Raw genomic sequence first — 21,365 nt, forward strand, 5'->3', positions numbered from 1 at the left:
AGCAAAAGGTTTCGGGAACGAAGCGAATCGACCGCCCGACTGACGCTCGGGTGGCCGACAGCTCGCTGCAAGACTCCGCCTCCGGCCCGATTCGAACAGATCCGCCACAGCGTCTACCGGACGACGGCCAATCCGCGCGGCGTCACCGTCTCGAGTCGGTCGGCCCAGTCTACGGCCAGCTGAGACCAGGAGTCCCCGAAGTCACTCGAGCGGAAGAGTCCGTGGTTGGTCACGCCGTACACCGCTCCGGGCTCGCCGGTCGTCGCGAAGATCGCCCGGACGACGCCCTCGCCCGTTGGGAGCCCGCGACCGTCGAGGCGCTTCCAGGGATCGTCCCCTTCGCGTCGGTAGACGTACGATTCGGCCGTCCGGGCGGTGTGGGCCGATCGCGCCCCGCTCGCACTCGAGACCAGCACCCGGTCGGGGTCGCCGGGGTCGGGGACGACGCTCCAGCAGTAGGTGTGCTCGAGGCCGTCGTGCACCTGCTCCCAGGAGTCGCCGCCGTCGTCGCTCTGGGCGTAGCCGTCACCCGCCGCCGAGTAGACGCGCCCCTCGCGGTCTGGGTGGGTCGCCAGGCTGTGATTGTCCCGTCTCGAGCCCGGCGGCCGTTCCCGCCAGCTGTCGCCACCATCGTCGCTCAGGACGAGCGCGCCGAGTTCGATACCGACGTAGAGGCGCCCGGGATCGAACGGGTCGACCTCGAGCCAGCGGACGTGGTGGGTCTCGGGCCGCGGCGGGAAGAACCACTCCGGCTCGGAGGGGAGGTCGGTGATTCCCTCGAGGTACGTCCAGGAGTCGCCACCGTCGGTCGATCGATAGACGCGACTGGGCTCCGTCCCGGCGTACATGACGTCGGAATCGTGGGGGCTCACCGCGAGCGACATCACCGCCTCACTCTCGACGTCCGTCTCGAGGTGCTCGAACGTTTCGCCGCCGTCGGTGCTCCGGAAGAGTCCGTCCTCGAAGGTGCCGACGAGCACACGGTCTGTCCCGCCGGACGCGACGACGCACCTGGGGTCGGAGCCCTCGAGCCGTTCGGCCGTCGTCCAGCCCTCGGCCGATCCGTCGTTTCCCTCGCACACGAGCAGCCGATTCTTCAACGCGACGTAGGCGGTCGGCATGCGCCGGAATAGGGAGTCGTCGGTGAGAAATCTTGTCCTGCCCGCCTCCTCGATCTGCCCGAGTCGATCTGCCCGAGTCGATCGGAAGACCGGGAGTTAAACGTCGACGGGATGAACGTCAGCGCGGTCCTCGAGCGTCAGACTCGAGTTGGTTCGGCGAGTCGGCGGTCAGCCGTTCAGTCGTCCTGGGTGGTGATGTCGGCGGAGAGGCCCTGGGCCATCTCGATCTCTTTGGAGTTGTTGAGCGTCCAGGCGGTGCGCTCGGTGACGGCTTCGATGGCTTCGCGGGCCGAGGGGTAGCCGTTGCCGGACTTTTTCACGCCGCCGAAGGGGAGCTGGACTTCTGCGCCGATGCAGGGGAGGTTGGCGTAGGCCAGCCCGATTTCGGCGTAGTCACGGAAGTAGTTGATCTGGCGATAGTCTTCGGAGATGATGGCGCCGGCGAGCCCGTAGGGAGTGTCGTTGTGGATCTCGACGGCCTCTTCGATGTCGCCCGAATATTTCAAGAGCGCGACGTGGGGGCCGAAACACTCCTCTTTCAGACACCGAAGCTCGGTGTCGTACTCGATCTCGTAGACGAACGGGCCGACCCAGTTGCCGTCTTCGTGACCCTCGGGGATTTCGGCCTCGTCGAGTTCGGCGCGGTCGACGAGCACCTCGGCGCCCTCTTTGACCGCTAACTCGTTGTGTTTGTGGATCTTCTCGACGTGGGCGGGCTCGATGGCGGGCCCCATGAAGGTGTTCTCCTCGAGGGGGTCGCCGACGGCGACCGAGTTGGCGGCCTCGACGTAGCGCTCCTTGAACTCGTCGTAGACCTCCTCGTGGACGATCAGGCGCTCGGAGGAGACGCAGCGCTGGCCCGTGGTCTTGAAACTCGACATGACTGCCGAGTGGACGGCGATGTCGAGGTCGGCCTTCTCGGTGACGACGATGCCGTTTTTTCCACCCATCTCGCAGGCGGCGATCTTCCCGGGTTCGGCGCCGACCTTCCCCGAAATTTCGTGGCCGACTTCGGCCGAGCCAGTGAACAGCACGGTGTCGACGCGGGCGTCGTCGACGATGGCCGCCCCGGCGTCGCCGAAGCCCTGGACCATGTTGAAGACGCCCTCCGGAATGCCGGCGTCGTCGAGCATCTCGGCGATGATCTGAGCGCACCACGGCGTCTGCTCGGCGGGTTTCCAGACGACGGTGTTGCCCTCGACCAGCGCGATCGCCATGTGCCAGAACGGGATCGCGACCGGGAAGTTCCAGGGGGTGATGCAGCCGATGACGCCGCGGGGCTTCCGGCGCATGTAGGCGTCCTTGCTCGGGATCTCGGAGGGGACGAGGTCGCCGTGGGGGTGGCGGGCGTTACCGGCGGCCCACTCGACCATGTGGTAAGCCTCGACGACGTCCGCCCGGCCCTCACTGATCTCTTTGCCACACTCTCTGGTGACGATCTCGGCGAGTTCGTCCGTGCGCTCGCGCAGCTCGTGGTAGATGTCCCACAGATATTCGGCGCGGTCGATGTACGACAGCGAGCGCCACTCGTCGAAGGCCTCATCGGCCGCCTCGAGCGCGGCGTCGACGTCCGACTCGGTTCCCCGGTGGAACGTCGCCAGGCTCTCGCCGGTGGCGGGGTTGTGGCTCTCGAAGGTCTCCTCGCCGTCGCCGTCGGTCCACTCGCCGGCGACGTAGTGGCCGTAAGTCTCTGCTGCGGTTTGCTGGCTCATAACAGGCAATATTTTCGATCACGGTGGTGAAAAAGGCTGCTACTTGCGTTCCGTAAAGCGGTCGCCCTCAGTCGGATTCGCTCGAGGCACCTCCGAAGAACGGGCGACTCTCGGGAACGACCAGCGTGGGGAGTGAGCTGTCGGCCGAAATCGTCACCTGCGAGTCGACGGTGAGGGTCGCGGCGGTGGATCCGTCGACGACGAGGGCGACGGTGCCGTCTCGCTCGACCGACAGTGAAAGGCCCTCGTCGGGGAGGATCCAGCGTCTGGTCCGGGTGACGAACGGCCCGACCGGGACGACGGTGACCCCGCCGACGCCGGGTGAGAGCAGCGGGCCGCCCGCGTCGCTCGCGTAGTCGTGACTGCCGGCCGGCGTCGCGACGACGACGCCGTCGGCGCGAAACTGGGTGACCGGCTCGTCACGACTCCGAACGGCGTACTCGGAGATGCGCGCCGGTTCGTCGGTGACGAGCGCGACGTCGAACAGCGCACGGCATCGGTCACCGTCGTCGGTGTCGACGCCGAGGATCGGGTGGTCTCGACGGACCCCGTCGCCGCCGACGACCGAGTCGACCGCCGACGGGAGCCGATCCGCCGAAACCGATCGAACGCCACGGCCGGCGTCCACGGGGAGGACGGGGACGTCGACGGCCGCGCGAACGGCCTCGAGCAGCGCCGCCTCGCCGACGGTCACCAGAAACGAGGGGTCGGCCTCGAGCACCCGCTCGAGCGACCCCGTCTCGACGTCGCCGCCGGCGTCGGCGACCGTCGACTCGAGGCCCGCGACGATCGACTCGTGGTCGGCCGTTCTGTCGGCTCGTTCGTCCGAATCCGTGTCGACGGCGGTCGTCTCGCCGACGAGCCCGACGAGCGACGTCCCGTCCACCGTCCACTCGACGGAGGTCATTGCTACTCTCTTTTCTCGGACCGACCAAAAGCGTGCGGATGTCCGTGGTACTCGCCACCGCGGCGCGGGCGGTGTGGGTGGACGCTCAGTGGGCCGCTGCGACCTCGAACGCGGAGTACGTCAGTCCGAGGATGGCTCCGCCGACGATCGCGACGGTCGTCAGGCCACCCATGAAGATCCCGACGATGAGCACGATCAGGCCGAGTACGAGTCCAGCGAACGGTGCACCGAACTTGATCGTATCGTCCTCCATGAGGAGTACTACCAGTTACCAATACATAATGTTGTAGCCACCCATCGAGTTCCGGCCACGAACGACTCTCCTTACGGCGGCGAGGAGTGACAAGTCACCACGACGAGTACTCGCGAATCCGCTCGAGTGCCTCGCGTTCTCGCTCGTCCCCCGCCCGCTCGACGACCGACGCACAGTACTCGAGCCGATCGCGGAGGATCTCCTCGTCGTAGCCCGCGACGCCGAGTCGCGAGGCGGCGACGGTCGCCTCGATCACGGCGCCGAATCCTCGATCGATCGTCGGCACGCGCGTCTCGAGGACGGCTGCCTCGAGCGGTCGGAGCTCCCACTCTTCCCAGCGCGTCTCGCCGTCGATTCCCTCGTCGACCTGCTCGGCGGCGACCTGGACCCAGGCGTCGGCGGACTCGAGGATCGGCTCGTCGCGCTCGGTGATCGAGAGCGCGGCGTCGACGAACGTGATCGGGTCGTGGACGAACTGGACGTAGCCGCCGCCCTCGCGGTGAAAGTTCCGCCTGGTGCGGGTGTTTCCCCAGGTTCGCGCGGTGACCGGATCGCCGGCGAACAGCCCGAGCGCGGCGACGTTGAAGCGGTCGTTCGGCCCGCGCGTCGTGATGACCGATTCGGTGACGCCGCGGAGGTCGACGGGCCACTCGGCCGCCTCGTCACCGTCGCTACTCGCCTCGTCGCCGTCGTCGCTCGCCTCGTCGCCGTTTCCGGCCACCTCCACGTCGTCCTCGCTCATATCTCGACGGCTTCGCGCTCGAGGGCGATGAACAGTCCGGCGGCGGTGAGGTCTGCCGTCGTCCCCGGATTGATCCCGCGGGCGACGAGCTCGTCGGCGAACGCCTCGACGGCCTCGCGATCCGTCGCGAACGCGTCGGCCTCGCGTAACGATGCGGCGCGGTCGGTCACTTCGTTCGCCACGCCCTCACCGTGTTTCGTCGCGACCAGGGTGTCCGGACGCTCGGCCAGCAACGAGAGGAACGTCTCGGCAGCCCGATCGGGGAGGGGCCCGTCGGCCTCCGCGATCCGTTCGGCGGCGGCGAACGATCGCTCGAAGCCGCGGACCCACTCGCGGGCCACGTCGTCGCCCGCCGCGCTCAGACTCATCACGTCGAGCAGCGTCAGTCCGCGTTCCTCGAGCGTCGGAATCGCGTCGGCGCCGCGGCGGACGTCGAGCGCCTCGAGGTCGGCCGGCGGCTCGCCCACGAAGACGTCGACGTGCTCGAACGCACGGTAGAAGGCCGCCGCGTCGGCGACGGTCGTCCCCTTCAGCACCGACTCGAGGACGGGCTGAGAGAGCTCCCGGCGGGCGGCGCTGACCAGCGGCACGAGCAACAGCAACGCGCCGAACTGGGTGTTTCCACCCCGCTGGGCGGCCATCCCCGCCACCGCGCGCTCGAATGCCGGGCCGACGGCCGCGCCCGTTTCGGCCATCCGCAGTCCTTCCGCTGCGCCGACGGCCCCCGCGAGGAAGTGTTCGAATCGCAGCTCCTCGAGGTCGCGGTGGCGGTCGACGTTCCCCGGCTTCGGTGTGCCGGCGACCTCGAGCAAGAGCGCAAGTTCGCCGTTTGCTGCGGGAGATCGCATGATCAGCTCACAACCGTGTCGTGCCGTCGGCTCCCTCGAGCCCGTTGCCCGTGATCCGGAACGTGACGGCGTCGCCGGCGGGCTTCGAGCGGTGTTTCTCGAGCGTCGCTCGCCGGTTGCCGCCGCGAAAGCGTTCGATCCGGACGACGGCCCCGGTCCAGTGCTCCAAGGTGTTCCCGCCGAGTGGCCGGGTTCGGTCCGAGTCGGGGTCGGCGAACACCTGGTTGGTGACGACGACCGCGAGGTCGTGTTTGCGCGCGAGCGAGAGTAAGTGCGTAATTTGGCGAGTCACCGCTCGCAAGGCGTCTCCTTCGGCGGCGTCCTCGCCACGCTCGAGTCGGTAAAAGCCGGTCGCGCTGTCGAGAGCGATCAGATCCGCGCGGGGGGCGAACTCTTCTGCGTCGCGGACGGCCTCGGCCTGCTCCTCGAAGTCGAGCGCGTCCTCGAGCACGATCCTCGAGGCGACGGACTCGACGTCGTCGGCCCGCGCCGTGAGCAGTTGCTCGAACCGGTCGACCGAGACGCCCTCGGTGTCGATGTAGACGGCGGTTCCCCCCTCGGCGGCGGCTTCGATCGCGCCGGAGAGCGCGAGATTAGTCTTCCCGGACGCCGGCGGGCCGTACAGCTGCGTCACGGTCCCGCGCTCGAACCCGCCACCGAGTAACTCGTCGACCGGTGGACAGCCGGTCGAAATCGCCTCCCCGTTCACGAGTGACGTTCGTGGTAGCCGGGGAAAAAGTCCACGAAACGAAACGAACCGGCGTCGACGCGGCGGGAGCCGTCGCGACCGTGCTGAACACGCTTATATCGGCCGCGGGCAAAGCCTCGAGCGTGATCGTCGTCGCCACGACGGACTTCGAGTGTTACCACGGCGTCGTCAACGAACTCCGCGACCGCGGGGTGACGTTCACGACGATCGAACCGGACGAGCAGCTCCCCGAGCGGACGCGCGTCGTCGTCACCGACGAGGCGCACGCGGGGACGTTCGGGGACGTGCCGACGATCGTCGCCGACCCCGAGGACGCGAGACGGGCTGTCGACGGGGCGCTGGCTGCCCTCAGTGGCGGCGGTGGCCGAACGATCGTCGGCGTCGATCCCGGCCGCAAACCGGGGATCGCCGTCCTCTCCGGCGACGTCGTCGTCGCGGCGTTCCAGGTGCCGCTGGCCGACGCCGTCGACGTCGTCGAACGCGAGGTCGCCGACGCCACGGACCCCGTCGTCCGGATCGGCGACGGCGCACGCCTCCAGGGCGCACAGCTGGTCAACGAACTCGAGGACGTCCGCGTCGAACTCGTCGACGAGACGGGCACCACGCCCTATCTCGGCACCGGCACGCGCGGGATGGGCGACGTCCTCGCCGCGGTCAACATCGCCCGCCTCGAGGGCGAGGTCGTCGACGCGCGGACGATCGAACCCACGGCTGGCGAACTGCAAGTGATCAAGGACCGCTCACGGGAGCGCAGCGAGACGAATCGATCGATCGACGAGGCGCTCGCCCGCCGAGTTGCGGCCGGAGAGCTGACGATCGACGAGGCGCTCGCCGAGCACCGTGGTCGAGACAGCGAAGAGACGGACGACAGGACGAGCGAGCCCGGTAGCCACTGACCGTCAGCCCCCACCTGCTCGCGAGTCAGCACCAGAGCCGTCGGTGTGTCGCCAGGTCTGGCTGCCTCTGTGATCGGGGTTACCTCGTTTCAGTTGTCACTGGCGTCCGTTCGAGGTCGTCGAAAAATCCGCTCGAGTTCCGGCGATCGCCGGTCGATCGCCCGCGTTCGGTGCAAATACTGTTGGAGGTCGCCCTACCGTTCGCTCACGAATCGTGCGGCGCCGACGATTCCGAGCGCCACGAGTGCAACGAGGACTCCGAAGCCAGGGATACTGTCTCCGGGCTCGTCGTCTACGACACTGCCATCGTCGTCCTCGGACGGTCCGACTCGGTCGCTCGACCTATCGTCGTCCTGCCCGGTCTTCTCATCGTCATGTTCGGTCTTATCGTGGTCGTCGTGTTCGTCCTTGTCGTGGTCGTCGTGTTCGTCCCTGTCGTGGTCGTCTTCACCCTTCTTGTGGTCGTCGGGGTCGTCACCGACGAGTTCGCCTTCGGCGACGGTCGTCGACTCGGCGGAGGCGAACTGGATGTTCTCGTTCTCCTGAATCGTCAGCTGCACCGTGTCGGCGCTGCCGTTGTCCTCGGCCACGGCGAACGCACCCTGCTGCTGGTTGAGGTTCACCTGCATGATCTCCTGGCTCTGCTGGACTTCGGCGTTGGACCACTGCTCGACGTCGTTCAGCTGCTCGTTGCTGCCGTCGTAGTCGAACGAGAGGTGACTGGCCCCTTCGACGGCGTCGCCATCGAGTGTCACCGACGTGGTGTTCGTCAAGACGAGGCTGTCGAAATTGTGTTCGTCCGTGTGCTTTTTCTCGCCTTTCTTGTGCTCGTCGCCATCTCCAATCTCCGCTTCGAAGATGTTCAGCGCATCTGCAGAGGCGATCTGTGCGTTGATGTTCTGCTGGAACGATAGCTGCACGGCCGTCGCCTGGCTGTCGTTGACTGCGATCGCGACGGCTGCGCTCTGGTTGTTGAAGTTCGCCTGTTCGACGCTCTGGATCTGCGTGACGCTGGCTTCGGCGGTCTGCGTGACGTCCGCTTTGTCATCGTGACCCTTCTTCTCCTCCGGGTGGAGTTTCTCCTTGCCATCTTTCGTCAGTAGATCGTTGCCGGCGTCGGTACCGGCCATCGCGACGTTCATCCCGGCCGTTTGCATCAGGATGTTAGCCGCTTCAGCCGTGCCCACCTGTTCGTTCAGGTTGGTCTGGTCGGTCATCTGAATCGCCGTCGCGCTCGAGTTACTTCCGACGGCGATCGCGACTGCACTGTGCTGCTCGTTGACGTTGAGCTGATCGACTACCTGAACCTGCTCGACGGTGGCATCAGCATCCTGGTCGGCATCGATCCCGACGCCGCCATCGTGCTTTTTGTGTTTGGCGTGTCTGTCTTTGTCCTCGTCGAGGTCGGCAGCGAACACGTTCGTCGCGTTCGCTGCACCCTCCTGAAGGTTCAGGTTGGACTGCTGGGAGAGCTGGAACGCAACGGCTTCGCTTCCGTTCTCGGCGAACGCGAGCGCGGTGCTCTGCTGGTTGACGTTCGCCTGCGCGACTTCCTGTCCCTGCTGGACCGTCGCCTCGGCCACCTGACTAACCGAGATCTCTTCACCGTCTCCGTCGCCGATTCCCCAGCCAGTGAAGCGCTGGTCATCGCCGTTGCCGAAGATGAGAGTAACGTCACCGACGTTCTCGAACTCGGCGCTGTAGCGGTCGACCTCCGCGTTCACGGCAGTCGCTTCACCCGTCTGGCTGTTGGCGTTCTGCTGGGTCGCGTCCTGGATCGCTACCGCTTCACCGCCGTCGATCGAAACCGACGCCGCCTGACCCTCCTGGGTCACTTCGACGTTCTCGACGTCCGTGTACTCGACGACGTCGACGTCGTCACCGGGGTTTGCTTGCGTTTCGATATACTCCTCGAGCGTCTGATCGCCGAGATCGGCGCCGAAGACCAGGTAGAGGCCTTCGTCGTTCTCGAGGGCGTGGAACTCGTCGTTGTTGTCTCCTTCGTCCGCGAGCGCCGGTCCGGCTGCGGCAACCAGCGAGAAGGCGAGCATCACCGCGACGAGTGTCGTCATCAGTTGTGATCGTGAGACCGTCCTGTAATTCATGTTTCGCTTGATGTGTTCCGTGAGGTTCTTTTGTTGCTGAGTTTCTGCGATGCAAACCACCATATTTCGAAGACGGTCTTTGTTATCTGTAGGTTGGAAAATCGAATGGAACGACTACCCAGATTCGACGACTAACGTCGAACGCAATGTATCGAACGGCGCGAAAATCCTTCTGGAGCCCACGGCTCGAGTCCGCTCGAGGCCACTCACTGCAGCCGGTTTCTCCGGAACGCGATCGATGCGTTAGGTGCCCCTATCGTCGTTTTAGCGGGCGTTTATGTCGGGTGGAAGAACGGAGTAGTACGATCCTGTTGGTTAGAGACGAGGTCCTGTGCCAGAAGCCGTCCTATGGTGGTTAGAGACGAGGTCCTGTGCCAGAAGCCGTCCTATGGAAATTCACCGACGAGTGGGAGACGCGATGACGATGGTCGGCCTGGTCGAAGAGGAGTTACGGAGAACGTTGCGCACAGAACGCCATCGGTGCTCGAGTTCGTCGGTCACAGAGATTCGAGGCAAAAGCCCACGACGTTAGTTGTGGGAGGAAGCCGACTGAAGAGCGGACCACCGACGAACACTCCACCACGTTGTGGCACCCCCTGCACAGCCGACGAACGCCAGCCAGCCGTCGACGCTCCCGCCGGTCACCACAACTGCCAGGCCACCGAGGAGTGACGCACCGACGAACGCCAGCGTTGGATTCTGCTTCGTCAGCCTCGTCGCCAGGGAAAGGTAGGCGAGCCCGAACGCGACCGATGCGACGACGTCGACGACGTAGTGAACGCCGAGCGCGAGACGCGAGACGCCGACCAGACCGACGGCGAGTGCCGCCAGCTGATATCGTCGACGAGCCGTGAACCGCTGGCCCCAGCGAGCGAGCGCGACCCAGAGAACGGTGGCGGCCATCGTGTGTCCGCTCGGAAAGCCGTCCCCGTCTCGAGGGACGGCCTGCAGCGACGATGGGGGTCGCGGGGCGCCAAACGCCGCCTTCAGAACGAGTGTGAGCGCGAGGCCACCGAGGACGATGGCCAGAACGAACGCCGTCCTGTTCGACAGCAACTGATCGGAACCGTCTCGGACGGACCGCTGTACGTCCACGACTGCGACTACCAGTAACACGCCAACGACGACGAACACGTCACCGAGGAGGGCTATGAGTTCGAAGACCGGGACGGCCCACTCGGGAAGCATCGTTCGGACCAGTTCGGTAACGCCGACGTCTCGGTTCATTGTGTGCTAGACGGGATCGGACGACCACGCTGTACAACAGTCCGACAGTTAACTCTTTCAAACTAGGTAGCGAGGCGGATTCCCCGCCCCACTGTGCGCGGGGCAGTTGACTTCGAGCTGTAAGTGGGTGATACAGGCAGATCGGCGGCTGAAACTGGTATTCACAAATTACAGGGGGAAGCTATTTACCCGGATTTGGAGTGGTCGTAGGCCATGCAAGCTGTCGTCTTATCAGCAGGAAAGGGAACTCGACTCCGTCCGCTTACCGAGGACAAGCCGAAGGTCCTCGTCGAGGTCGATGGACGTCCCATCATCGAGGACGTCTTCGACAATCTGCTCGAGGTCGGTGTCGACGAGCTGATCGTCGTCGTGGGGTATCTAAAGGAACAGATCATCGATCACTACGGAGACGCCTACGAGGGCGTGCCGATCACGTACGCCCATCAGCGTGAACAGCTCGGACTGGCCCACGCTATTTTGCAGGTCGAATCGTTCATCGACGACGATTTTATGCTCATGCTCGGGGACAACGTGTTCCGTGCGAACCTCGCGGACGTCGTCAACCGGCAGCGAGAAGATCGTGCCGATGCGGCCTTCCTCGTCGAACAGGTGCCGTACGACGAGGCATCTCGATACGGCGTGCTGGATACGAACGAGTACGGTGAGATCGTGGAAGTGATGGAGAAGCCAGCCGATCCCCCGTCGAACCTCGTCATGACCGGCTTCTACACGTTCACGCCGGCGATCTTTCACGCGTGTCACCTCATCCAGCAAAGCGATCGCGGGGAGTACGAACTCCCGGACGCGATCGACCTGCTCATCCAGTCCGGTCGCACTATCGATGCGATCCGCATGGAGGGGTGGCGCATCGACGTCGGCTATCCAGCGGACCGGGACCGTGCGGAGCAATTGCTCCGTCAGTCGGAGGGGGCTGTCGAGTCAGCGTCGGAGGCTGCCCGCTCGTCGAACGCTGGAACGGATTGAACACCCATGGTACGTGCACTCGTCACCGGTGGTGCAGGGTTTATCGGCTCTCACATCGCCACCGGGCTCCTCGAGCGGGGCCACGCCGTCACCGTGCTCGACAGTATGGAGCCGTACTACGATCTCCGTATCAAAGAACGCAACATCGAACGCTGTCGAGCGCTCGGTAGCGAGCGATTCGAGTTCGTCGCCGGTTCGGTCACCGACGGTACGCTCGTGGACGACCTCTTTTCGAACCACGACGTGGATATCGTCTACCACCAGGCCGCCCAGGCAGGCGTCCGGACGAGCGTCGAGAATCCGAAGAAACCACACGAGATCAACACGACCGGCCTGCTCACGCTCTTGACTGCTGCCGACGAATACGGCGTCCGTCGATTTATCAATGCGTCGTCGTCATCCGTCTACGGCGACGTGGAATACCTGCCGTACGATGAGGAGCATCAGACCCTTCCCCAGAGCCCCTACGGTGTGACCAAACTCACGGCAGAGCACTACTGTCGCGTCTGGGACGAGCTCTACGACGTCCCCACCGTCAGCCTCCGCTACTTCACCGTGTACGGACCACGAATGCGGCCGAACATGGCGATCACGAACTTCACTTCCAGGTGTCTCAACGGCGCGTCACCCGTTATCTATGGCGACGGCCAACAGACCCGCGACTTCACGTACGTCGACGACGTCATCGAAGCGAATCTCTCGTTACTCGAGCGGTCTGCCGCCGACGGCGAGATAATAAACGTCGGCTCGACGCGAACCATCACGATCGAGGAACTCGCCGAGCACGTCGTCGAAGAAACCGGCGCCGACGTCGGCCTCGAGTACGCCGACCCGAAAGAGGGTGATGCGCGTCACACCCACGCCGATGTCACGAAGGCCCGCGAACTACTCGACTACGAGCCAAGCGTAGGAATTCGAGACGGCGTCTCACAGTTCGTCGACTGGTATCGAGAGAACCGCGAGTGGTACGAACCGCTGGTGATCAGATCTTGATCGAGACAGCCTCCGCGACGAGATGACCGGATTCAGTCGCTCAGAAACCGAACGTGCACAACCCGCACGGAGTGGACACTCCCTGTCGAAGCCGGAGACGGACACGTGCAATCTACTGTACGTGATCAACGATCTCGAGGTCGGCGGGGCGCAGATTGGAATGAGTCGATTACTGGACGGACTGGACGAGGACCGATACGACGTGACCATCGTAACGATCAACGGCTACGACGAGACGTTCGTCGATCGCCACGTTCCGCATACCGAATCGATACTCGACTGCAAACAGTTCACCAGCCCACGTGACGTGTTTCGGCTCGTTTCGGCAGTAGCTGACGCTGACGTAATCGTTGGGTCACTCTTTCACTCCACGCTCGCTGCTCGACTCGCTGGTGTCGTTAACCGAACCGCCGTCGTGGTCACGTGGCAACACAACGAACGATTCAAGTCCACGAGGCGAAGGCGGCTGTTCAGCACTACGTATTCGATGAGCGACGTCGTGCTTGCGGATTCGAAAGCCGTCGCAGCGATGCTTCGCGATGAGTTCGGACTGGCGAACGGATGCGTCGAAACAGTTCCGATCGCTGGCATACCGCTACGCGAGTTCGAGCGTCGGGAACACGCCCCCACCGACCCGGTAGTCGTTGGAAGCGTTGGAGTTCTTTCGGACCAGAAGAACTTCCGGACGCTTCTCACAATTGCGGACGAACTCCGAGAGGACGGAATCACGTTTCAAATCGCCGGCGAAGGGCCAGCCTACAGGGAGCTTGCGTCTCGAATCGAATCAGCGAGTATCGAAAACGTCGAATTACTCGGATACGTACAGGACTTGCCACAGTTCCTGAACTCGATCGACATTTACATCCAGCCATCGTGGTACGAGGGACTCTGCATCACCGTCGTCGAGGCGATGGCAGCAGCCCTCCCCGTCGTCGGCAGTTCTGTCGGTGGAATCGAGCACACTGTGTCCGAAGGTGAGTGTGGGCACCTACACAGCCCAGACGACGTCGAGGGGTTTTGTCGTTCCATTCGAAAGCTGGCCGCAGATCCGGCGAAACGACAGCAACTCGGCGACCGTGGGCGAACGTTCGTCGAACAGAACTACACACAGGAAGTCCTCGTAGAGGAATTCGAGCGCGCTATCCAGGAGGGATCGACGTGAGAGCGAGCGCACCGACGTCGTGGCCCGCGTCGGAGGATAGGGTCGAATTCCCGGTGGTGTGATGCTCGTCGCCGCGATCGCCTCGGCCTGTCTCCTCCTGGGTCTCGTCCTGTTCGTCTACGAGGACTCGTTCTACCGGCGAGTCGCGCCGATCGCCTTCCTGATTCACCTCGCTTTCGGACTGGTCGTCGTTCCGGCCCTCCCGTACGTCTGGGACGTCGGCTACTTCCACACGACGGCCGTCGACCTCCTCGAGGGGGCCGATCCCGACGCCTCCGACACGGTCATCGCGTTTGCCACGTTTCAGGCATTCCTGTACCTGGTTTTCGAACCGTCTGTCTCCGTACTCGCCGTCTTCAACGCCCTCTTCGCCGTCCTGGTCCCGATTCCCGCGAGTTACGTCGCGCGCCGGCTCTACCCGTCGACGACCTCGACCGACGGCATCACACTCCTCGTCCTCTTCCTGCCGTTGCCGGCGTTTTTCACTTCGGTCCCGATGCGGGACGCGTTCGTGCTCCTGGTGGCGTTCGTCTCGCTCGCGCTCCTCGTTCGGGGGCTCCTCGATCAGTCGATCCGGTCACTGACGCTCGCAGTTCCGTTGCTCGGTGTTCTCTACCTGACCCGCGTCGAACTCGCGCTATTGTTCGTCCTCGGAGCCGTTGCCGGCGCCGGTACCTGGGTGGTGCTCGAGTCGACCGACCGTGAAATCTCGACGACCACCGTCGTTGGACTCGTGCTTCCGGTGTTGGTCCTGGGACCCGCGCTCTTCTCCCGGTACTTCCCGCTCGGGTCGGTGAATTACCAGCGACGAATCCGAATGAGTGGGGGAGCGGTGTACCTCGAGGGACTCACCTACGAATCCTGGATCGACGTGGTGCTCTCGGGGCCGGCGACCTCGATCTACTTCCAGTTCGCCCCGTTCCCGCTCCACGTCGACTCGCTCTTTCACTTCGCGGCGGCCGCGTACACGCCGATCGTGATCGTGCTCGCTGTCAGTGCCGTTCGTTCGCTTCGACGAGGCAATCTGGCGTACCCTGTCGCGACAATGCTCGTCGTCGTTTACCTCGCGGGCGTGGCAGGCTACGGCCTCGTGAACAGCAACTTTGGAACGACGGTTAGACATCGGATGTTCTTCGACTTTCTGCTCGTCGTCCTCGCCGCGCCGGTCGTCGAGCGGTGGGAGCGGTCAGTCAGCGAGCGGATCGGTGAGTGGCCACGTGAGCACGACGACGAGGACGAACAGGGCGGCGAAGCTCGCAAACTGTACGCTCGCCGCCAAATCGGAACGGAGGACGAAAACAACGCTCACCACGACGGCAACTAGGGCGAGCAATTGTATCAGGAGGATCGTTCGGCCCATCGTCTCGGGCGGTTCATCGACCCATGGTAAGTAGATTTCTCACGGTTAGCGACTGGTAGTCTCACCGAGTATCCCAGCGAATGCGTCGGGAGCCAGCACCGTCGTCCGGCAACGCACGTCGTCGGCTACGGAGTGTTGTAGAGTCGAGCGGCTATAGTGCTCGTTGAAACGATTTACACCCGGTCACAGCCGAGCGGCCAGCCTCGGCCTCGTTGGTGAGGCTGGCCGCCAACGGTCGTGACCGGGTGTGCAATGACTTTCAACGGTTACTATATCTCAGTACGTGGGTCGATTTCTCGCCCGCTCGAGTGCGCGTTTTATTCGGGTAGCCAGTCTGAATCCGGGCGGCCCGAACAGTGCGAACACGTACGAAACCACCCCTCGAAGCGTCGGTTCGTATCGAAGTGCCTCTCGCAGTTCCCGTCGTCCCATTGCCGTATTCCCGCTCTGAGCGTACGCGATGCCGGCTTCGCGGTGAAGCGCCGCCCACGCGGCATTGTAGACGCCGTGGGTTCGTAACTCGGAGTGATACCGGTTTAGGAGTCGCTCGCCGTAGGCTTTCTGCGTGGTGACGTCTGTGGACATCCCGCCCCGATGGGTGAGTCGCGTCACGAGCGGGGCCGGAACGCAGCCGATCTCGTACGCTCGAGCGATCCGAAGGTAGAAGTCCCAGTCTTCCTGATGACGAAGCTCCTCGTCGAATCCGCCGACGGCCTCGAAAGCCTCGGCGGTCACCATCGCTCTCGAGGGGCTTCCGATCACGTTGTGTACCAGCAGGTCACGGTACGCGTCGCCGTCGACCGACGGCCGTGCAGTGTGGACGTGTTCGCCTGACTCCGTTCTCGAGACGCGCCCCGTGTACGAGAGACCAATCTCGTGATCGCTGGCTGTGAACTGCGCCACCTGGCGCTCGATTTTCTCGGGGTGCCAGCGGTCGTCGTCGTCGAGGAACGCGAGAAACGTGGCGTCGGTCACCGTTGCAGCCTGATTTCGCGCCGCGGGAAGTCCCTGTGGCTCGTCGTTTCGAAAGTACGTGATCCGATCGTCACCGTACTCCTCCCGGTATCGATCGACGACCGATGGCGTCCGATCCGTACTCCCACCGTCGACGACGATGGCCTCGAGTGGCCGGTAGGTCTGTGCGAACACGCTCGCCAGGGCTGCGTCCAGGCGCTTGGCTCGGTTCATCGTCGGAACGATAGCAGCGACGGATGGTGCGTCGGTCATCGGGGAGGCTCGTCGTGGAGCGCCGTTCGTTCGAATCGGTATTACGTTTTTGCAGCCTACGGCATCGTCGACCGACAGCCCAACTGGTCTGTGCCGCTGCTAAGCCGCTGCTACCGGCGCGTAACGGGGCAACGTTGATACGGCAGCCTCTCGAACCGGCCGGCGACCCAGTACGTACCATGGACCTCGAGAGGAACGGCGACGAGTCGGTCGCGATCGGTGTGAAGGTGTTCGACCGGACCGACCGGTTGCGCGCACTCTTCGAATCGATTCCGGCAGGCGAGTTTTCGACCGTCTACATCGCCGACGACGGACCTCCCGCCGGGAAAGCACAACGGCGAACGCAGCTGTACGACGGCGAGTACCCGTTCGACCTCGAGGTGCTCGGTCTCGAGTACGATACCGGTCTTGGCTACGGTCGCCACAGAATTGTCGAGGCGTCCGACGAAGAGTACCTGCTGATGCTGGACTCCGACAATCACGTTCCGAACAACGTCTCGGTACTCCTCGAGCTGATGAACCATCGATCGGATCTCGGTGCCGTGTCTGGCTGTTTAGCCGAGCCCACGGAACACCGTATCACGATGATGGGTGCCGACTTCGGTGAACGAGACGGGACGCTCCTCCTGAGCCCGTACCTTCACGAAAAGGAAGTCGAGTTCGTTGAAGGCTACCCGCTGCTCGAGTTCGATCTGATCGCGAACGTGGGCCTCTTTCGCCGCGAGTGTCTGGAGGATTACTCGTGGGACCCAAACTCGATACAACCGTTTGACCACGAAGACTTCTTTATCGCGCACTGGAAGCAAACTGATTGGTCATTTGCTTCCTGTCCCCAGGTCGTTATCCCGCACTATCCCGGTGGTGACAATGCGTACCTCTCTCGACGATGGCGAGATCGAGACGAAGCGGAGCAGTATTTTCTCCAGAAGTGGAACTATGATGCGTTCAAAGCGGACCGGTATTCCTGGCTTGAAGGTGGAAGACCGAACTCCGTCACCGACCGAGCGAAGCAGATTTATTTCCAAGATGGCGTGCTCGCTCTGGCACGCCGATCGCTTTCGTTCATCAAGCGACTCTCTGGGTAAGCACACTGGTGAGCCCCGGTTGATTCGGGCGATGATGCCCGATCCGTTCGCTGCTATAGTAAAAATTAGAAATAATTGCTCACTTTTGGTATAGAGATCTGGTCAAGAGCTGTATCAATCGCCGTTGTAAGATCGTCGAGTGACTCAAAGAAACGGTTGCTGAGAGCGGCTTGGAGTTGTCTCCAGCACTCCTCGACAGGATTGAGCTCTGGCGAGTACGCCGGTAACGTGACGAAGTCGAGGTCGTCACGGGCCGCCAGGTCCGTGACGGCCGACGCCTGGAAATACGACGCTCCATCCAGCACGATGAGCAAATCATCTGCAAATTCTTCGCATAATGCAAGAATGAAATGTTTGGCGTGTTCGGCGGTTACGTACTCTTCGAATCGAGCGAAAAAGCGATCACCGTCTTCGGTGATCGCGCCCAACAGGCACGTCCAGTCGCGTTGGCCGGATAATTCGACGGCCGGCCGCGTGCCGCGAGGAAACCACGCGGCACGCGGCTCGACTTGCACGGATTTCTTGGTCTGATCGATACAGACTACTGTGGCGTCCATCTCCCGCCGCTTTTTTTGAACTCTTCGCGGAAGGTTTCTTGCTCGTCAGCATCAGATTCGGCGGCTGTACGGCGTGGTTTTTGATAGCTCAATCCCGCTTCTTTGAGTAACCGCCGGCAGCTCGGGATTGAGTACTCGACATCGTAGGTTTCCTCAAGATATTGCTGGACGAGCGCCGGCGTCCACGCCGGCGCGTCGATCCCGACTTCCTTGGGAGGTTCGTGAACGGTTTGTTCGAATTCTTCCTGCTGTGTTTCTGAGAGCTTCCGGTTTCTTCCGGAGCGGTGAGCATCAGAAACGGCTTGCTCAAACGGTTCGTCCGTATCGAGTCGCATGAGCCAGCTGTAGATCGTTCTTCGACCGGTGTCGTGCCACTCTGCAAGTTCGGTCTGCGTAACGCCGTTTTTGTACGCGATCGCCGCTAGTAACCGCTGTGTCGGCTTGTTCTCCTCAACCCTGTCGAGAGCGTCTTGGAGTTCTTCGACGGAGATCTCGTCGAGATGGTCCATTGACTACAGTAACAATATCTGGGCGGAAAATTCTAACGGTTACTATAGCTGGCTTGATTGTTTCCGACGCTGGAGCCAGGTTTGTTCTGCTGACTGTTGGAGGTGTAGTGGGGAGTAGGAGTTACAATTCCGGACCGTCTCCTGAAAACGACAATAACTTTCACCTTCGGTGGTGACGACACTCCGCTCTATGCTCCGCCGTACCGCCCGTTCGGTTCTCAAAGCCGGAAACACTCGAGTCGACTTCGCTCGGAGATTCCCGGACGAACACGACGTGGTGCTTCATTATCACGCGGTCGGCGGCGTTGGCTGGGATAGCATTCCACCGGCGTGGTTTCGGTCCCACCTCGAGTGGCTGACGAGGCAGTACCGGATCGTCGACTTGCCGGAGATCCTCACTCCCGCTTCCGAAAAACGGATCGTGTTGACGTTCGACGACGGTCTGCAGTGTTTTTACGACACAGTGCTTCCACTCGTTCGCGAATACGGGATTCCCGTTACCGTCTACGTGATCGGAGACGCCATACGGGACCGAGAGCCGGATTACATGCCTGTTAAATGTGAGTTCATGACGCGAGTGCAACTCGACGAGCTCGTCGACGAGCCACTCGTGACGATTGGCAACCACACACGGACCCACGCTCGGTTACCGGCGCTCGATCGATACGCCATTGAAGCGGAAGTAAACGGCGGAAAAGAGATAATCGACGCCGAACTCGGTATCGACGTCGATCGGTTCTGCTATCCACACGGGGAATCCGATCCCAGGGCTGTCGACGTGGTCAGTGACCGACACGAGACCGCGGTCGTCGGTGGTGACGCCACACCCAAGACGGTTGCCGATCCCTACCTCGTTCCCAGAACGAGCGGGGCGGTTCCGCCGAGTGAACTTCGCTGGCACGTCCCAGACTTTCCGAAGTGCTGGCCAATTCGGTCTCCCGGCTAAGGACAGACACCGTGCGTGGTCGCCCACCACCGCGCTGTCGCCCGTCCAATTCCCAGATCGCGCGTTATCGAACGGGACACAGTCACGAGTACGTAGAATAGTTTAATGGGTACCCGAGATGGGAATTGAGGCAGAACGCGTATGGATCTCTCTAAAGCCATCGTCTCGATCTCAGAAGAGTTCAAAGCGAAGTCATACGAGGCGAGCAACCACCTCCCGAAGTCGGTCAGGAGCCCAGCGGGACGGCACGTGCGACCGGCTATTGCAACGGCTTATCGGTCCGTCGTCGACCGCCTAGTACCGTCGACGTGGGAGATCACGACGAACGGGCTCACGATGCGGTTTCGGATTTCGAATATTGACGAATACCGACAGTTCAAACGGTTTCCCGAGAAGGACACGTCCTTTCCGTTACCAGGAGACCTTCTCAATCAACTCCGATCCGACGACGTCTTCTGGGATATCGGAGCGAACGTCGGGGTCTACACCTGTTTCGCGGCCGCGGCGTTGCCACCTGGCCAGGTCGTTAGTATCGAACCGAACCCCAACAACGCCGCCCGGATCACCGAAAACCTGCGACTCAACGGATTGACGGCGGATGTCCACCAGCGTGCGCTAATGGAGGAACCCGGAGAGCTGACCCTCGAGATAACGGACCACGTGGACGCTGGTGCGTACGGACGAATCACCGAAGACCCGTCGTCGGGAATCACCGTGCAAGGAACGAGCGGTGATCGCCTCGTGGACGCTGGCGTCCCCGCCCCGACTGTCATCAAGATCGACGTCCAGGGAGCAGAATTCGAGGCCCTGCGCGGCATGGAAAACCTTCTCTCGAGTCCTGACTGTCGGCTCGTTTACGCGGATATCATCACAGCTGACTCGGGTGGCTACTACAAGGGCAAGTCGAACGGGGATGCGGAACGGGAATGGCTTGAGGACAGAGGGTTCGAGGTCGAGCGACTGTACGAGTGGGAAGACGGCCATTTCATCCGTGCACAACGGCCCGAGGAAGGATCGCGAGACGGTGAACGCGACGCGCTCGAACCCTCGGTCTCGTGACGACCGGCAATACGAGTCGGTTAACTATGAGTAACTGAAGTGGTGGCCACTCCCATGGTCGACGTCAGCGTCATTACGAACACCTACAATGACGGCCAATACCTCTCCAGGGCGATCCACAGCGTGGCGTGTCAAACGTACGGCAACCTCGAGCACCTCATCGTGGACGACGGTTCGACCGACGACACACAGGCAATCCTCGGCCTGTACGACTACGATCACCTGCGTATTATCCGGAAGCCGGAGAACGAGGGATTGGCCAGGGCACGGAACACTGGACTCGAGTACGCAGACGGGGCCTACGTCGTCTACCTGGACGCCGACGACGAACTTCTCCCGCAGGCAATCGAAACGCTCGTAACCCTAATTGAGGCTACCGAGGCGATTGCAGTGTGTCCATCGTACTTTCATATCTGGGACGACGGGACAACCGGCGTCCAGTCATCACCCAATAGACAATTAACGGATGGCGATTTTGAAAACCATGGCATGTCCGCCATTGGTGGGTTTGGCGGGACGATGATAGAACAACGAGCGCTGGATGAGATTGGGGGGTTTGATACGCAATTCAACCACACTGTTGATTTTGATCTCTGTCTCCGACTCATTACCCACGGACCGATGTATGGGACGGACGAGATACTCTACACTTACTACCGAGGACATGAGAGTCAGATGTCCTCACAAGATCATCTGGCAGACCGGAAGTTATTTTTGGACCGACATAACTCGAGAATGTCACGGTATTATCGTTCAAACTGTTACTATGGGCTGGCTTTGGACCATGGGGATAATGGAGACGTTCCCAGTGCAAAACAAAATCTCTTGAAGGCTATTGTTGCCTATCCAGCTAGGATACAGTACTACTACTATTTGCTGGCGATATACTTGGGGGGATATGATGTGGCGCGACATCTCCACAATACGATCAGAGACAGAGTCGCTACCGGCTGAGCCTGGTTA

General features: G+C 62.4%; 20 protein-coding genes. 9 read left to right on the plus strand and 11 right to left on the minus strand.

Going from position 1 to position 21,365, the window contains the following annotated elements:
* Nucleotides 1-113: 113 nt before the first annotated feature.
* The 7 genes from NMQ09_RS10200 to radB form a co-directional block, all read right to left on the minus strand.
* Nucleotides 114-1,121 carry a WD40/YVTN/BNR-like repeat-containing protein gene (locus NMQ09_RS10200; RefSeq protein ID WP_255194479.1) on the minus strand — a complete coding sequence of 336 codons (1,008 nt, stop codon included), beginning with the start codon at nt 1,119-1,121 and terminating at the stop codon, nt 114-116.
* A 176-nt stretch (nt 1,122-1,297) separates the two neighbouring features.
* Nucleotides 1,298-2,833, minus strand: a complete 1,536-nt coding sequence (locus NMQ09_RS10205; RefSeq protein WP_255194480.1) for an aldehyde dehydrogenase family protein — start codon at nt 2,831-2,833, stop codon at nt 1,298-1,300.
* Nucleotides 2,834-2,900: 67 nt separating this feature from the next.
* Nucleotides 2,901-3,740 carry an NAD(+)/NADH kinase gene (locus NMQ09_RS10210; RefSeq protein ID WP_255194481.1) on the minus strand — a complete coding sequence of 280 codons (840 nt, stop codon included), beginning with the start codon at nt 3,738-3,740 and terminating at the stop codon, nt 2,901-2,903.
* Between the two features lie 85 nt (nt 3,741-3,825).
* Nucleotides 3,826-3,993 (minus strand): hypothetical protein, encoded by a 168-nt coding sequence (locus NMQ09_RS10215; protein ID WP_255194482.1) that lies wholly within the window; start codon nt 3,991-3,993, stop codon nt 3,826-3,828.
* Between the two features lie 94 nt (nt 3,994-4,087).
* The gene (locus tag NMQ09_RS10220; protein ID WP_255194483.1) at nt 4,088-4,735 is read right to left on the minus strand and encodes a DUF447 domain-containing protein; all 648 of its coding nucleotides are present in this window, start codon (nt 4,733-4,735) and stop codon (nt 4,088-4,090) included.
* Nucleotides 4,732-5,583 carry a triphosphoribosyl-dephospho-CoA synthase gene (locus NMQ09_RS10225; protein ID WP_255194484.1) on the minus strand — a complete coding sequence of 284 codons (852 nt, stop codon included), beginning with the start codon at nt 5,581-5,583 and terminating at the stop codon, nt 4,732-4,734. The genes NMQ09_RS10220 and NMQ09_RS10225 overlap by 4 nt, the downstream gene beginning before the upstream one ends.
* A gap of 7 nt (nt 5,584-5,590) precedes the next feature.
* On the minus strand, nt 5,591-6,292 hold the full coding sequence (radB, locus tag NMQ09_RS10230; RefSeq protein ID WP_255194485.1) for a DNA repair and recombination protein RadB: 702 nt from the start codon (nt 6,290-6,292) through the stop codon (nt 5,591-5,593).
* A 122-nt stretch (nt 6,293-6,414) separates the two neighbouring features.
* Between radB and NMQ09_RS10235 the strand changes: the two genes are divergently transcribed.
* Nucleotides 6,415-7,188, plus strand: coding sequence for a hypothetical protein (locus NMQ09_RS10235; protein ID WP_255194580.1), 774 nt, complete (start codon nt 6,415-6,417; stop codon nt 7,186-7,188).
* Nucleotides 7,189-7,382: 194 nt separating this feature from the next.
* On the opposite strand, the gene NMQ09_RS10240 is transcribed toward NMQ09_RS10235, so the two are convergent.
* Both NMQ09_RS10240 and NMQ09_RS10245 read right to left on the minus strand, forming a co-directional pair.
* On the minus strand, nt 7,383-9,260 hold the full coding sequence (locus tag NMQ09_RS10240) for a PGF-CTERM sorting domain-containing protein (RefSeq protein ID WP_345781288.1): 1,878 nt from the start codon (nt 9,258-9,260) through the stop codon (nt 7,383-7,385).
* A 561-nt stretch (nt 9,261-9,821) separates the two neighbouring features.
* Complete coding sequence (locus NMQ09_RS10245; protein ID WP_255194486.1) at nt 9,822-10,520, minus strand: phosphatase PAP2 family protein; 699 nt, start codon at nt 10,518-10,520, stop codon at nt 9,822-9,824.
* A 213-nt stretch (nt 10,521-10,733) separates the two neighbouring features.
* Here NMQ09_RS10245 and aglF point away from each other — a divergent pair, with 213 nt between their 5' ends.
* The 4 genes from aglF (at nt 10,734) to NMQ09_RS10265 (ending at nt 14,983) form a co-directional block, all read left to right on the plus strand.
* Entirely contained in the window at nt 10,734-11,504 is a 771-nt protein-coding gene (aglF, locus tag NMQ09_RS10250; protein WP_255194487.1) for a UTP--glucose-1-phosphate uridylyltransferase AglF, read from the plus strand.
* 6 nt (nt 11,505-11,510) lie between these two features.
* Nucleotides 11,511-12,497 carry a GDP-mannose 4,6-dehydratase gene (locus NMQ09_RS10255; RefSeq protein WP_255194488.1) on the plus strand — a complete coding sequence of 329 codons (987 nt, stop codon included), beginning with the start codon at nt 11,511-11,513 and terminating at the stop codon, nt 12,495-12,497.
* Between the two features lie 22 nt (nt 12,498-12,519).
* The gene (locus tag NMQ09_RS10260) at nt 12,520-13,659 is read left to right on the plus strand and encodes a glycosyltransferase family 4 protein (RefSeq protein ID WP_255194489.1); all 1,140 of its coding nucleotides are present in this window, start codon (nt 12,520-12,522) and stop codon (nt 13,657-13,659) included.
* A 61-nt stretch (nt 13,660-13,720) separates the two neighbouring features.
* Nucleotides 13,721-14,983 (plus strand): hypothetical protein, encoded by a 1,263-nt coding sequence (locus tag NMQ09_RS10265; protein WP_255194490.1) that lies wholly within the window; start codon nt 13,721-13,723, stop codon nt 14,981-14,983.
* Nucleotides 14,984-15,295: 312 nt separating this feature from the next.
* Here the strand turns inward: NMQ09_RS10265 and NMQ09_RS10270 are convergent, their stop codons facing one another.
* Nucleotides 15,296-16,246, minus strand: coding sequence for a glycosyltransferase family 2 protein (locus tag NMQ09_RS10270; RefSeq protein WP_255194491.1), 951 nt, complete (start codon nt 16,244-16,246; stop codon nt 15,296-15,298).
* Nucleotides 16,247-16,425: 179 nt separating this feature from the next.
* Here NMQ09_RS10270 and NMQ09_RS10275 point away from each other — a divergent pair, with 179 nt between their 5' ends.
* On the plus strand, nt 16,426-17,331 hold the full coding sequence (locus tag NMQ09_RS10275) for a glycosyltransferase family A protein (protein ID WP_255194492.1): 906 nt from the start codon (nt 16,426-16,428) through the stop codon (nt 17,329-17,331).
* Between the two features lie 65 nt (nt 17,332-17,396).
* Here the strand turns inward: NMQ09_RS10275 and NMQ09_RS10280 are convergent.
* A protein-coding gene (locus tag NMQ09_RS10280; RefSeq protein ID WP_255191903.1) for an IS630-like element ISNma5 family transposase occupies nt 17,397-18,397 on the minus strand; the annotation gives its coding sequence in 2 pieces (ribosomal slippage) (nt 17,397-17,905 and nt 17,905-18,397; 1,002 coding nt in all).
* 190 nt (nt 18,398-18,587) lie between these two features.
* Here NMQ09_RS10280 and NMQ09_RS10285 point away from each other — a divergent pair.
* The 3 genes from NMQ09_RS10285 to NMQ09_RS10295 all read left to right on the plus strand — a co-directional run bounded on the left by NMQ09_RS10285 (nt 18,588) and on the right by NMQ09_RS10295 (nt 21,356).
* Nucleotides 18,588-19,343, plus strand: coding sequence for a polysaccharide deacetylase family protein (locus NMQ09_RS10285; RefSeq protein ID WP_255194493.1), 756 nt, complete (start codon nt 18,588-18,590; stop codon nt 19,341-19,343).
* 141 nt (nt 19,344-19,484) lie between these two features.
* Nucleotides 19,485-20,402, plus strand: a complete 918-nt coding sequence (locus NMQ09_RS10290; protein ID WP_255194494.1) for an FkbM family methyltransferase — start codon at nt 19,485-19,487, stop codon at nt 20,400-20,402.
* A 54-nt stretch (nt 20,403-20,456) separates the two neighbouring features.
* Nucleotides 20,457-21,356: a glycosyltransferase family 2 protein gene (locus tag NMQ09_RS10295; protein WP_255194495.1), complete on the plus strand. Its 900-nt coding sequence runs from the start codon at nt 20,457-20,459 to the stop codon at nt 21,354-21,356.
* The last annotated feature ends 9 nt before the right edge of the window (nt 21,357-21,365 follow it).

The sequence above is a fragment of the Natronobeatus ordinarius genome (genome assembly GCF_024362485.1).
GTDB classification, from domain to species: domain Archaea; phylum Halobacteriota; class Halobacteria; order Halobacteriales; family Natrialbaceae; genus Natronobeatus; species Natronobeatus ordinarius.